General features: G+C 62.9%; 15 protein-coding genes. 10 read left to right on the forward strand and 5 right to left on the reverse strand.

The window, feature by feature from the left end:
* Positions 1–117: 117 nt before the first annotated feature.
* Positions 118–1,206: an SMP-30/gluconolactonase/LRE family protein gene (locus PSH78_RS16515; RefSeq protein ID WP_305495499.1), complete on the reverse strand. Its 1,089-nt coding sequence runs from the start codon at positions 1,204–1,206 to the stop codon at positions 118–120.
* Between the two features lie 87 nt (positions 1,207–1,293).
* Complete coding sequence (locus tag PSH78_RS16520) at positions 1,294–2,424, reverse strand: sensor histidine kinase KdpD (protein ID WP_305495501.1); 1,131 nt, start codon at positions 2,422–2,424, stop codon at positions 1,294–1,296.
* 330 nt (positions 2,425–2,754) lie between these two features.
* Between PSH78_RS16520 and PSH78_RS16525 the strand changes: the two genes are divergently transcribed.
* Complete coding sequence (locus tag PSH78_RS16525) at positions 2,755–3,717, forward strand: DMT family transporter (protein ID WP_305495503.1); 963 nt, start codon at positions 2,755–2,757, stop codon at positions 3,715–3,717.
* Positions 3,718–3,980: 263 nt separating this feature from the next.
* Positions 3,981–4,850 carry a CAP domain-containing protein gene (locus PSH78_RS16530; RefSeq protein ID WP_305495505.1) on the forward strand — a complete coding sequence of 290 codons (870 nt, stop codon included), beginning with the start codon at positions 3,981–3,983 and terminating at the stop codon, positions 4,848–4,850.
* Positions 4,851–4,858: 8 nt separating this feature from the next.
* On the opposite strand, the gene PSH78_RS16535 is transcribed toward PSH78_RS16530, so the two are convergent.
* Positions 4,859–5,392, reverse strand: a complete 534-nt coding sequence (locus PSH78_RS16535) for a cysteine hydrolase family protein (protein WP_305495507.1) — start codon at positions 5,390–5,392, stop codon at positions 4,859–4,861.
* Between the two features lie 18 nt (positions 5,393–5,410).
* Positions 5,411–7,138: a gamma-glutamyltransferase gene (ggt, locus tag PSH78_RS16540; RefSeq protein WP_305495509.1), complete on the reverse strand. Its 1,728-nt coding sequence runs from the start codon at positions 7,136–7,138 to the stop codon at positions 5,411–5,413.
* A 161-nt stretch (positions 7,139–7,299) separates the two neighbouring features.
* On the opposite strand from ggt, the gene PSH78_RS16545 reads away from it, so the two are divergent.
* Positions 7,300–7,731 (forward strand): GNAT family N-acetyltransferase, encoded by a 432-nt coding sequence (locus tag PSH78_RS16545; protein WP_305495511.1) that lies wholly within the window; start codon positions 7,300–7,302, stop codon positions 7,729–7,731.
* A 41-nt stretch (positions 7,732–7,772) separates the two neighbouring features.
* On the opposite strand, the gene PSH78_RS16550 is transcribed toward PSH78_RS16545, so the two are convergent.
* Positions 7,773–8,123 (reverse strand): hypothetical protein, encoded by a 351-nt coding sequence (locus PSH78_RS16550; protein ID WP_305495513.1) that lies wholly within the window; start codon positions 8,121–8,123, stop codon positions 7,773–7,775.
* Between the two features lie 133 nt (positions 8,124–8,256).
* Between PSH78_RS16550 and PSH78_RS16555 the strand changes: the two genes are divergently transcribed.
* From PSH78_RS16555 to PSH78_RS16585, 7 genes are all read left to right on the forward strand, one after another.
* Complete coding sequence (locus tag PSH78_RS16555; RefSeq protein ID WP_305495515.1) at positions 8,257–8,589, forward strand: DUF6388 family protein; 333 nt, start codon at positions 8,257–8,259, stop codon at positions 8,587–8,589.
* A 229-nt stretch (positions 8,590–8,818) separates the two neighbouring features.
* Positions 8,819–9,211 (forward strand): sulfurtransferase complex subunit TusD, encoded by a 393-nt coding sequence (gene tusD / locus PSH78_RS16560; protein WP_305495517.1) that lies wholly within the window; start codon positions 8,819–8,821, stop codon positions 9,209–9,211.
* Positions 9,211–9,573 carry a sulfurtransferase complex subunit TusC gene (gene tusC / locus PSH78_RS16565; RefSeq protein ID WP_305495518.1) on the forward strand — a complete coding sequence of 121 codons (363 nt, stop codon included), beginning with the start codon at positions 9,211–9,213 and terminating at the stop codon, positions 9,571–9,573. Before tusD ends, tusC begins: the two co-directional genes overlap by 1 nt.
* A complete protein-coding gene (gene tusB / locus PSH78_RS16570) occupies positions 9,573–9,866 on the forward strand; it encodes a sulfurtransferase complex subunit TusB (protein ID WP_305495519.1) in 294 nt (97 codons plus the stop codon). The genes tusC and tusB overlap by 1 nt, the downstream gene beginning before the upstream one ends.
* Positions 9,863–10,198 (forward strand): TusE/DsrC/DsvC family sulfur relay protein, encoded by a 336-nt coding sequence (locus PSH78_RS16575; RefSeq protein ID WP_305495521.1) that lies wholly within the window; start codon positions 9,863–9,865, stop codon positions 10,196–10,198. Before tusB ends, PSH78_RS16575 begins: the two co-directional genes overlap by 4 nt.
* The gene (locus PSH78_RS16580) at positions 10,195–11,196 is read left to right on the forward strand and encodes a glycosyl transferase family protein (RefSeq protein WP_305495522.1); all 1,002 of its coding nucleotides are present in this window, start codon (positions 10,195–10,197) and stop codon (positions 11,194–11,196) included. Before PSH78_RS16575 ends, PSH78_RS16580 begins: the two co-directional genes overlap by 4 nt.
* A gap of 89 nt (positions 11,197–11,285) precedes the next feature.
* A complete protein-coding gene (locus tag PSH78_RS16585) occupies positions 11,286–12,290 on the forward strand; it encodes a glutathione S-transferase family protein (protein WP_305495525.1) in 1,005 nt (334 codons plus the stop codon).
* The last annotated feature ends 112 nt before the right edge of the window (positions 12,291–12,402 follow it).

A 12,402-nucleotide genomic window follows, 5' to 3' on the forward strand; every position in this document is an offset into this window, starting at 1 on the left:
GGCGTCTGGAACGCCCTCTATCCAATAATTGGAAAAATCGTGGCGAGGGGATTTATCCCCTCGCCACAGAGAGAGGTGCTCGGCTAACTGAGAGACGTTGCTGGACTATTTTGATGGTCAGGCAAACGTCGCCCCGCGGGTGTTCACGAATAATGAGTACAACGAGTGGCTGCCGGCCATGAACAACCGGTTGCCCTCCCTGCCGCCGAAACAGATGTTGGGGCAACGTTCCGGCAGGGAGATGTGCCCGATGGCCTTGCCCTCGGGGTTGAACACCCGCACGCCGTCAAGTTTTTCCAGATCGGCCTTGGGGTCGCCGTTGCCGCCCCAGCCGCACCAGAGGTTGCCGCTCTCATCGCACTTGATGCCGTCGATGGCAGCGTAATCCAAGCCTTCGATATGCTTGCGGCGCTCGCCCAAGGTGCCGTCATCCTTGACCGTGATTGCCCAGACCAGGCGGTTGGGCTTGGCCCGGCCTTCGACCACATAGAGAGTTTTTTCATCCGGGGAAAAGCACAAGCCGTTCGGCCCCGCCAGGTCGTCGATGACTCGGCTGAGCTTGCCGGTTTCACCGTCGATGCGGTACACGGCGTGAGGCTGCTCGGGAGTAACTTTATGCCCTTCATAATTGTTGCCGGTCTGGAATGGCGGGTCGGTGAACCAGATCGAGCCATCCCGTTTGCAGACGATGTCGTTGGGCGAATTCAACGGTTTGCCGTCGAAACGATCGGCCAGCACGGTGATCGTGCCGTTGTGTTCGGTGCGGGTGATACGCCGCCCTTCGGTCGACGTGGTCGAGCCTTCACAGACCAGCAAACGTCCCTGGCGATCACGGCACATGCCGTTGGAGAAGTTCGAATTCTCCCGATACACCGACAGCCCACCTGTGACTTCGTCCCAGCGCACGATGCGGTTGTTGGGGATGTCACTGACCAGCAGATACCGACCGTCGCCGATCCACACCGGCCCTTCGGCCCAGCGCAGGCCGCTGGCGAGTTTTTCCACGCTGGCGTTGAAAACACGCAGGTCCATGAAGCTGGGGTCGAGGATATTGACCAGAGGGTCCGGATAACGCTGGCTCAGCGGTTCGGCCTGGGTCAGGCCGGGCAGGTTGCCGAGCGTCGCGGCGGCGGCCGAGACCACCAGGGATTTCTTGAGGAAGGTCCGGCGCGCCTGATCGGCGGTTGCGGGTTGCGAAGCATTCATCGTGCGTCTCCGTTAATTATTATTGGACGGGGACGTTTGTTTTACCTCGTGATAGGACATCGTACAAGCAATATCCTCGCGCCCCTGCTACTTGGGATGGAGTGGGATCCGAACGGTGAACGTGGTGCCTCCGCGCGCCTTCGAGTGGACTTCGATGGTCCCCTGGTGAGCCGCGACGATCGCCGAGGCGATGTAGAGACCGAGTCCCAGGCCGGCCGCGGGGCCGTATTGCATGTCACCGCTGCGCAGTTGCCGGATCAAGGGATTGAAGATGCTGGCGATGGCGTCCTTCTCGATAGGCTTGCCCTGATTGTTGATCGCGATGACGGCTTCATCCCCTTCGCGGCTCAACGATACCGTGATCGGCGCGCCCTCCGCGCCATGTTGCACGGCATTGCCGATCAGGTTGGAAAAAACCTGCTCCATCCGCGCCGGATCGAACAATCCTTCAAGCGGACCGTGGGGCTCGAAGAGGATGCTGCTTTCCGGATGATAGGCCCGTGCCTCTTCCACCATGCCTTCGCACGCCGCGACCAGGTCGCCGTTGAAACGCTGTACCGGTATGCCTGCGCCCAGCTGGGTACGGGTGAAGTCCAGCAGGTCGCCGACAATCTTGTTCGCCCGTTTGACGCTGGTGTAGATGCGCGAGGAAATCTTGGTGGCCTTGGCAGGCAGATCGCCGGCGCGCAGGAGCACTTCGGAACTCAGCAGGATCGCACCCAGCGGGCTGCGCAGATCATGTCCCAGGATCCCGAGGAAGATATTGCGCGCCGCATCGACCGCGCCGGAATAACTGACCACCGATTCCGCCAGGGCCTGGTCGACGGCTTCATTGAAGCGGATCACATCCGACATCGCCTGCGCCTGGTCCAGCTGGGCATGGGGCATCCATAACATCAGCACGCTGGTGCGCAACGCACGGTATTCCGAGACCATCTGCTCCACCGTAAAACCGGAAGACTGGCGAATGACAGCGTGGGTTTCCGCCGCGGTCTCGGCCTCCGCCGCCGGGGCTTCGCCCTGGGATTTGGCGATCTGCTCCTCCTTGGTCTGAGAGGTGCGCAGGTCAATGGCGATGGTGCGCAGCATCTGCTCGGCATGGTCGCGCAGCGCTACCGCATCCATGCCGATGGAAGCCGGGGTGATGGTCCTGGCGAAGTCTTCCCACGCCTGGAGGATCGGTTCGATGTTGTCGACAATGAAATCAGCCAGGCGCATGGGTTGCTCCGCGGGAAACTCGGGATGGGTCGGGTGCCGGAAACAACACAGCGGTCAGCTGTTGTACAGCAAACCGCCGGGGGATGTACGCCAGTCTCCGGATTGGTTGAGCTGGTGGAGCTGACGCCTGCTTTGCAGCCGAGCGGGAGCAAGCTCCCTCGCCACGGGGGGCTGCGAATATCTGGAAGAACGGTTCGATGTGCGGGAGCCGGCGCTTGTCTCCCTCTGCTGGATCCGGTACAAATCTTCCTTTGTTGTACGACAACCTATAACTAAAAATAAACTACCGAAGCCTCGCTGCTGCGGTGGTACACATTTGAGATTCCTGCCATGACCCGCCCCACCATTGCCGCCGATGTTCCCATTCCTTTTTCCCGCCCTGTCGCCGTACTCATCCTGCTCTGCATGGGCTGCGCTTTCGCCGGTAACCATGTCGCCGCGAGGGCCGCGTTCGATGACGGCGCCGGCGTGCTGCTGGCGATCCTGCTGCGCTCGGGCGGGACATTGCTGGTGCTGGCGGCGATGGTGTTGTGGCAACGCCAGAGCCTGCGCCTGCCCGCCGGGGCCTGGCGCTGGCAGTTGGTATTGGGCCTGTTGATCGGCGCCCAGAGTCTGTGCCTCTATTCGGCCGTGGCGCGGGTGCCGGTGGCGCTGGCGCTGTTGGTGGGTAACGTGTTCCCAATCCTGTTGGCGCTGCTGACCTGGGCCCTCGGCGGGCCGCGCCCCACTGCGCGTACGGCGATGTTGATGGGGATGATCCTGGTGGGCCTGGTGTTCGTGCTGGAAGTGCCGGCGCGGTTATCGTCGCAGGCGGACGTCGGCCCGCAATGGCTGTTGGGGGTTGGCCTGGCATTCTGCGCCGCGTGCGTGTTCGCTTGCGCGTTGTGGATCACCGATCACAAGCTGTCCCAGGTGCGCGGCTCGGTGCGCAGCCTGCTGACGATTTTCATTGTATTCAGCAGCGTCAACCTCGCAGGCCTGACCGGCGCCCTGCCCGGCGGCCTCGACCTGCCCGCCAGCAACACCGGCTGGCTCGCGCTCGCCACCCTGGTGGTGCTTTACGGCACCGGGTTCATCGTCTTGTTCATGTGCGTGCCACGCCTGGACATGCCACGCAATGCCCCGGTGATGAACATCGAACCGCTGGCGACCCTGCTGATCGGCTGGCTGGTGCTGGACCAGATGCTCAACCCGGGCCAGGTGCTCGGCGGCGCGATCGTGGTGGCGGGCATTGTGTTGCTGACCTGGCGTAAGGCTGAGCGGGTCAAGGCGCCGGTGGCTGCACGCAATTGAACTGACTGAACGCTTTTCTGTGGCGAGGGAGCTTGCTCCCGCTCGGCTGCGAAGCAGTCGCAAATTTCCTGGGCCTGCTACGCAGGCCAGCGGGAGCAAGCTCCCTCGCCACGAAAGTATTGTGTGATCAGGCGTTTATGTCTGGGTGCGCCGGAAACTAGTTTCAAAAGCCACAGTCCTAGCCCAGCCCTGAACGAAGCGTTTCGGGCTGATTGGCGCCGTCTCCCGGCGCTCCGGCAATTCCCTTCCAGAGCTGTCCATCCATGCGCCACCTTGTTCGCTCTCGCCGTTTCGCTGCGCTGTGCCTCACGATCCTGTTTCCGTTGTTCAACAGCCCGGCTCACGCCCGAGGCGAAGGACAACTGGTGAGTGCCATCAACGACTACCGCAGCCAGCCCCACCGCTGTGAATGGCAAACAGTGCGTGCTGCCCAACCTTTGGTGTTGCGCTCCAGCCTGGCCTTGCCGATCGGCTTCAGCGGTGGCTTGCGCGAAACCCTGAGCAGATCCGGCTATCAGGCCCGGTCAGTGCGCAGCATTCGCCTGACCGATGCGCGGGACGCCGAAGAAGCGTTCGAGAGGCTGGCGGACGAGCATTGCGCAGCGCTGCTGGACGGCCAGTACGCCGACATTGGCGTCAATCGGGTCGGGGATGAATGGCGCGTGGTGCTCGCACAACCCTTGGGCGGAACGCGGATCAGCGACACGCGCGACATCGGCGCACCGGACAAAACGCTGCTGGCCCAGGTCAATGCCGCCAGGGCCAAGCCCCGCATGTGCGGGCGCCAGCGCTTTGCGGCGGCTCGGCCGCTGAGCTGGAACGCCGCGCTGGGAAGCGCCGCCCAGGGCCACAGTCGGTCAATGGCCCGCGGCAACTATTTTGCCCATCGCGACCCGGACGGTCGCTCCACATCCGAGCGGGCCAGGAGCGCCGGTTTTCGCGGACGCAAACTCGGCGAGAACATTGCCGCCGGACAACGTTCGCCAAGCCAGGCCATGCATGACTGGCTCGCCAGCCCCGGGCATTGCGCCAACCTGATGAACCCGATGTTCACCCAGGTCGGTGCGGCGTCCGCCAGCGACGCCCGCAGTGACGCGGGCGTGTACTGGACGATGGTGCTTGGGGCGCCGTGATGTAACGGCTACAGGCGAATCTCGGCGGCCCGTACCACATCAATGCGCGACACCGCGCTGCTCAGCCGCCCCAGTCGCTGGTTGTGATCGGCAATGATCTGCTCGGCCGACAGGCTGCCATTGTCCACCGTCGAATGCGCATCGGCGGCCAACACCACTTCGTACCCCAAGGCATGGGCCTGGCGCACGGTGGCATTGATGCAGTGATCGGTCTGCAGCCCACAGATCACCACGCGATCAATGCTTCTGGCCTGCAACAACGCCAGCAGGTCGGTCTGGTAGAACGCGTCCGCGGTGGTCTTGCGCACGCGCAAGTCATCCGCGGAGGTGAGCAGGCCGTCGGCCAATTGCCAGGCGGCACTGCCATAAGCCAACGAGCCCTCAAGTTCTTCGTGCTGGACCAGGATCACCGGCAAGCCGACAGCCCGAGCCCTGGCGCTGAGGTCGTTAATGGTGCCGAGCAGGCGTGGGCTGTCGAAGCATTCCTCTTCGCCCGTGCACAGCCCGACCTGGACGTCGATAATCAGCAATGCGCTGCTCATGCTTGCCTCTCCAAGCGCTCAGTAGCCCAACGATAACCCGGTGTTGCGGCGCGGATCGTTGGCACCGTAGAAGCGATTCTTGCCCACGGGTTTGCCACCCAGTGAGGGCGCGCCCACCAGGATCGCGGCGATGTGGTTGGGGTCCTGCGGGCCGGCGAACTTGTGGCCCCAGCTTTCCAGCAGCTTGAGCGTATCGGGGCTGGCGGCGAAGGTTTCCAGGTTGGTCTCCTCCGGCATCCACTGCTGGTGGAAGCGCGGTGCGTCCACCGCTTCCTGCAGGTTCATGCCGTAGTCGATCACATTGAGGATGGTCAGCAGGGTCGCGGTAATGATGCGGCTGCCGCCCGGCGTGCCGACGACCATCACGGTCTTGCCGTCCTTGGTGACAATGGTCGGGCTCATGGACGACAGCGGCGCCTTGCCCGGTGCGATGGCGTTGGCCTCACCCTGTACCAGGCCGTACATGTTGGGCACGCCGACCTTGGCGGTGAAATCGTCCATTTCATCGTTGAGGATCACCCCGGTCTTGCTCGCCATCACGCCGGCGCCGAACCAGTCGTTGAGGGTGTAGGTGACAGAGACGGCGTTGCCCCATTGGTCGACGATCGAATAGTGGGTGGTGTTGCTGCCCTCGTGAGGCGCCACGCCGGGTTTGATCTTGTGCGAGTCGCCGGCCTTTTGCGGCTCGATCGCGGCGCGCAGTTTTGCCGCATAGTTCTTGTCCAGCAGATGGTCAATGGGGTTTTGCACAAAGTCCGGGTCGCCCAGGTAGCTGTTGCGATCGACATAGGCGTGACGCATGGCTTCGATCTGGTAATGCATGCCCTGGGCCGAATGGAAGCCCAGGTCCTTCATCGGGTAGCCGTCGAGGATATTCATGATCTGGCACAGCACCACGCCACCGGAACTGGGCGGCGGTGCGGAAATGATGTGGTAGCCGCGGTAGTCGCATTCCACCGGGGCCAGCTCGCGGGTCTTGTACTTGTCCAGGTCGGCCTGGGTGATGATGCCCTTGTTGGCCTGGCTGGAAGTCACCAGGGCGTCGGCCACCCAGCCTTTGTAGAAGCCGTCGGCGCCCTTGGCGGAGATCTCCCGCAGGGTCCTGGCGAGGTCTTTCTGCACCAGTTTCTGGCCGGCCTGCATCGCCTCGCCGTTGTGCAGGAAGATCGCGCCGGAATCGCGCATGTCCTTTTTGAACACGTCCGTGGCGGTCTCCAGCAGGTCGACATCACCTTGCTCGAGGACAAAACCCTCCTCGGCGAACCTGATCGCCGGGGCGATCAGTTCCTCGCGGGGCTTGCTGCCGTATTTCTTCAGCGCCAGTTCCATGCCGGACACCGTGCCGGGCACACCTACCGCCAGGTGGCCGCGGGTACTGAGCTCGGGAATGACGTTGCCGTCCTTGTCCAGGTACATGTCGGCCGTGGCGGCCAATGGCGCTTTTTCGCGGAAATCCAGGAATGTCTTGCGGCCATCCGCCATCTGCAGGGTCATGAAGCCGCCACCGCCAAGGTTGCCCGCCGCCGGGTAGACCACCGCCAGTGCATAGCCCACCGCGACTGCCGCATCCACCGCGTTGCCACCATTCTTGAGTACGTCGACGCCGACGTGGGTCGCCAGGTGCTGGGCGGTGACGACCATGCCGTTCTCGGCGGCAACCGGGGCCTGGGACGCAGCGTGGGCAGTCAGGCAGCAAAGGGAGAGCGAAGTGGCGATGAGGGTCCGGGCCAGGGATTCGAACTTCATGAGTCGGTCTCTTCTTGTTTTAGGGTCGGGATCGCTTCAAGCACTACGCAGTATGGCTCGGTTTACGCAACGTGCCTGTTTCCCGCCGGGCGGCTTACGCCATCGCTCTCGTTGCGATAGGCTCGGGCGCTCGATCATCCCACCGCACAAGGACATCGCCGATGACGTTAAGAATCGAGCGCACGGACGCTCCCACCGATGAACAACGCCAGGCCATCCTCGCGCCGCTACGCGCCTACAACGTCGCCCAGACGGGCGGAAGCGCACCGGAACCGGTCGCCTGGCTGGTGCGCGACGAGCACGGCGAAATCGTCGGCGGACTCTACGGCCGAATATTTTTTCGCTGGCTCTATATCGAACTGCTGGTAGTGCCTGAACAGGCCCGGGGCCAAGGCACGGGTTCGCAACTGATGCAGATGGCCGAACAGCTGGCCAGGGAGAAAGACTGCGTGGGTATCTGGCTCGACACCTTCGATTTCCAGGCGCCGGACTTCTATCGCCGGCATGGCTTTACCGAGTGCGGGCAGATCGACGACTACCCGCCGGGGCATCAGCGTTTCTTTTTCCAGAAACGCCTGCCGAACGCTGACTGACCCCACATCCCTGTGGGACATCCCACACTCTGATCAGATGTTCAGAGGCAAGTCGCCAACGCCGCCAACCGGCGCTTGGCGACAAAATCATCCTGTTTGGCGTAGTAGTTCAACGCCGTGCCGGTGGCACTGGCGTGTATATCGACAAACGATTCGGCCGAGCGGGTGTACACCGTCGAGCCACCCTGCTTGCCAGGTTGCAGGTAGGCACCGGCATCGACGCCGAACACCGCTTCGTCTTCCCAGGCGAACTTCACGCATTGGGCGACATTCTGCTCCGGCTTGTCCGAGGCCAGGGTCTTGTAGGGGGCTTGGGTCCGGGCCTGTTCCATCGCCGAACCCGCGCAGCCGGCCAGCAGGGTTGCGGCCACGGCCACCATCAGCATTCGCATCGCATTCACTCATCGAGAAAAAAACCGACTTTAGCACCGCGATCCGCGCCTACGTGCGGCTTTACTGAAATTTGCCCGCGACAATGGCTATCGATTCACGCAACCTGTCGGGACATTGACTCAAGGAGCAACCATGGCGGCAACCGGACAGCAGCACGAACGAGCCCTGGAGATCTTTCTCGACGAACGCCCGCAGTTGCGTGTCGAGCTGGACAACCTCAACCCCCTGCTGGCCCAGGCCAAGGGCGAAACCGCTGCGCAGTACCGCGCCGAGCGCTTGCATGAAGCGTTCGAAGCCGAGGCCGAGCGCCTGGGTCTGTTTGCCTGGGAGCTGACGCTGTCGCTGACGGCGGACTCAGCCGAGGATTACCAGGCCCAGCGCATGGAAGTGCACAGGGAAGTCGCGGAGATGGCGGGAATGGAGTGGGCTGAGTACTGCGAGCTGCATGGCCTCGAAAGAAGCTGAGACCTGTGGCGAGGGGATTTATCCCCGCTGGGTCGCGAAGCGGCCCCTTAAAGGCGCAGCCAATCTTCCTGACACACCGCACTGGATGGTTTTAGGGCTGCTTCGCAGCCCAGCGGGGATAAATCCCCTCGCCACATCAGCCTTACCCAGATCCTGCATCGAAGCCCGGTAATCGCCCCACCGCCCATAAAGCTTTATCATGGCCGCAGTTTTACGGATCGGGTCTGTCATGAAGTTCGCCATCGCGCTGTTTTCCGCCGCCCATGCGCCCTCCTCGCGCCGCGCCTTGCTGTTTGCGCAAGCCGCGCTGGCCGGTGGGCATGAGATCGTGCGGCTGTTTTTCTACCAGGACGGCGTCTACAACGCCGATAACAGCATCGTCACGCCTCAGGATGAGCAGGACCTGCCCCGGCAATGGCGAACCTTCGTCAGCGGCCATCAGCTCGACGGCGTCGTCTGCATCGCGGCGGCGTTGCGCCGTGGTGTGCTCAACGCTGAAGAGGCCCAGCGTTATCAGCGTTCGGCAATCAGCGTCGAAGCGCCTTGGGCCCTTTCCGGACTGGGTCAGCTGCACGATGCGATCCAGGACGCCGACCGCTTGATCTGTTTTGGAGGCGCATGATGGCCAAGTCGTTATTGCTCATCAGCCGTCAGTCCCCGTGGTCTGGCCCCGGAGCCCGGGAAGCGTTGGACATCGTGCTGGCCGGCGGCGCGTTCGACCTGCCCATCGGCCTGCTGTTTCTCGATGACGGCGTGTTCCAGCTCAGCGCCGGGCAGGACGCCAAGGCGCTCCAGCAAAAAGACCTGAGCGCCAATTTGCAGGCATTGCCGATGTTCGGCGTCGAAGACCTGTTTGTCTGCGCCGACAGCGCCGCCGAGCGTGGCATCGCCACCGATGCCCTGGCACTGGACGCTTTGAAAGTGCTGGGCGCAGCGGACATCGCCGCGCTCATTGACCGTTACGACCAGGTGATCACCCTCTGATGTCGACTCTGCATGTGTTGTCCCATTCGCCGTTCGGTGATAACCGCCTCGCCAGTTGCCTGCGGATACTGGGGAGCCAGGATGCGCTGCTGCTGTGCGGCGACGCGACTTACGCGCTGCAACCTGGCACCGAACCGTTCGCTGCGCTCCAGGCTGCCGGTCGCAAGGTGTTCGTTCTGGCCGAAGACGCCCAGGGCCGTGCCCTGCACATTCCGGACTGGGCCGAAGCCATCGATTACCCAGCCTTCGTCGAGCTCTCAATCGAGCATGACAAGGTCAACTCCTGGTTATGAACGTGCTGACCGTGGGCGCGCGCAGCATCGCGCTGGACAAGGACGGCTACCTCGCCGATCTCAATGACTGGTCAACGGAAGTGGCCACAGCCCTGGCCGCCGCCGAAGACATCGAGCTGAGCCCCGAGCACTGGGAAATCCTCGAACTGCTCCGGGCCTTCCACGATGAATTCCAGCTGTCCCCCGCCACTCGGCCGCTGATCAAGTACACCGCGCTGAAACTCGGCGCGGACAAGGGCAACAGCCTGCACCTGAACCGATTGTTCAAAGGCACTCCCGCCAAACTCGCCGCCAAGCTGGCGGGCCTGCCCAAACCGACGAACTGCTTATGACCGACTTTCCTTCGCTGACCCTCGAGACCCCGGCCGAACATCCGTTCGCCCAATTTGTGCGCATCCTTGGCAAAGGCAAGCGCGGCGCCCGCAACCTCACCCGTGAAGAAGCCCGCGAGGCCATGGGCATGGTGCTCGATGAGCAGGTCGAAGAGACCCAGCTCGGCGCCTTCCTGATGCTGTTGCGGCACAAGGAAGAAAGCGCCGAGGAAATGGCCGGCTTCGCCGACGCCCTGCGTCAACGCCTGGTGGTTCCGCAACTGGCGGTGGACCTCGACTGGCCGACCTACGCCGGGAAGAAGCGCCACCTGCCGTGGTATCTGCTGGCGGCCAAATGCCTGGGGCAGAACGGTGTGCGGATCTTCATGCACGGCGGCGGCGCCCACACGGCGGGTCGGCTCTACACCGAACAGTTGCTGGGTTTGCTGGATATTCCCTTGTGCCGCGACTGGCAACAGGTCGGCACGGCGCTGGACACCGGCGGCCTGGCTTTCATGCCGCTGGTGGACTGGGCGCCGCAAATGCAACGGATGATCGACCTGCGCAACACCCTCGGCCTGCGCTCGCCAATCCATTCCCTGGCGCGGATCCTCAATCCACTGGGCGCGCGTTGCGGTCTGCAGAGCATCTTCCATCCTGGCTACCAGGCCGTGCATCGCGAGGCCAGCGGGTTGCTGGGCGACACCGCCATCGTGATCAAGGGCGACGGCGGCGAGATCGAAATCAATCCGGACGCCGACAGCCATCTGTACGGCACCACCGGTGGCGCCAGTTGGGACGAGGAATGGCCACGCCTGTCGGAGCAGCGCCACGTCAAGCCGGAGCGCCTCGACCCTGAGCATTTGAAGGCCGTCTGGCGCGGCGACGTCGAGGACAGCTACCCGCAACTGGCGTTGATCGCCACCATGGCTTTGGCCTTGCGCGGCCTGGGGTTGTCCCGCGAAGAAGCGTTCGACAAAGCCCGGCAGTATTGGGACGCGCGGAACAGATCGATTTAGTCGATCATCAGCGCCCAACCTTTGCGCTTTTTGTTCGAACCTATCGGCATAGACTCTTCTCCAACGTTTATCAGGCTGAGGAGATCGAGATGGGTTTGTTGGTCGAGGGCCGCTGGCAGGACCAGTGGTATGAAAGCAAGGACGGCAGTTTCCAGCGTGAACAGGCGCAACGCCGCCACTGGATCACCGCCGACGGCAGCGCCGGCCCTTCCGGCGAGAGCGGCTTCGCCGCCGAAGCCGGGCGTTATCATCTCTATGTGTCCCTCGCCTGCCCTTGGGCGCACCGCACGCTGATCTTGCGCAAGCTCAAGGGCCTGGAAGAGCTGATCGATGTTTCAGTGGTCAGCTACCTGATGCTGGAAAACGGCTGGACCTTCGATCAGGCGCACGGCTCGACGGGCGACAAGCTCGACCACTTCGACTTCCTGCACCAGCGCTACACCGCCGATACACCGGACTACACCGGCCGTGTCACTGTGCCCGCGCTGTGGGATAAACAGCAGCAGCGCATCGTCAACAACGAGTCAGCGGAAATCATCCGCATGTTCAACAGCGCCTTCGATGGCTTGACCGGCAATGACCTGGACCTCTATCCAGAGCACCTGCGCGCCGACATCGACGCGTTGAACGAGCGCATCTATCCGGCGGTGAACAACGGCGTCTACCGCGCCGGCTTCGCCACCACCCAGGCGGCTTACGAAGAGGCCTTTGACCAGCTGTTTGCCGAGCTGGACCGTCTGGACGCCCTGCTGGACACCCGCCGCTACCTGGCTGGCGAGTACCTGACCGAGGCCGACATCCGCTTGTTCACGACGATGATCCGTTTCGACGCGGTGTACTTCGGTCACTTCAAATGCAACCTGCGACGCATCGCCGATTATCCGAACCTGTCGAACTGGCTGCGGGAGATGTATCAGTGGCCGGGCATTGCCGAGACAGTGGATTTCACGCATATCCAGGGGCATTACTACGGCAGCCACAAGACCATCAACCCCAATGGGATCGTGCCCAAGGGGCCGAAGCAGGATTTCATGGTGGCGCATGATCGAGGGAGGTTGAGTGGGAAAGGGATCTGGCGCGGAGCCGGGGATTGATCCTGGATTTTCGCTGTGATTGAGGGCCTCTTCGCGAGCAGGCTCGCTCCCACAGTTGATTGGTGTTGGCCACAATCCGTGGTTACACACATTCCCCTGTGGGAGCGAGCTT

Source organism: Pseudomonas sp. FP198 (assembly GCF_030687895.1).
Taxonomy (GTDB): domain Bacteria; phylum Pseudomonadota; class Gammaproteobacteria; order Pseudomonadales; family Pseudomonadaceae; genus Aquipseudomonas.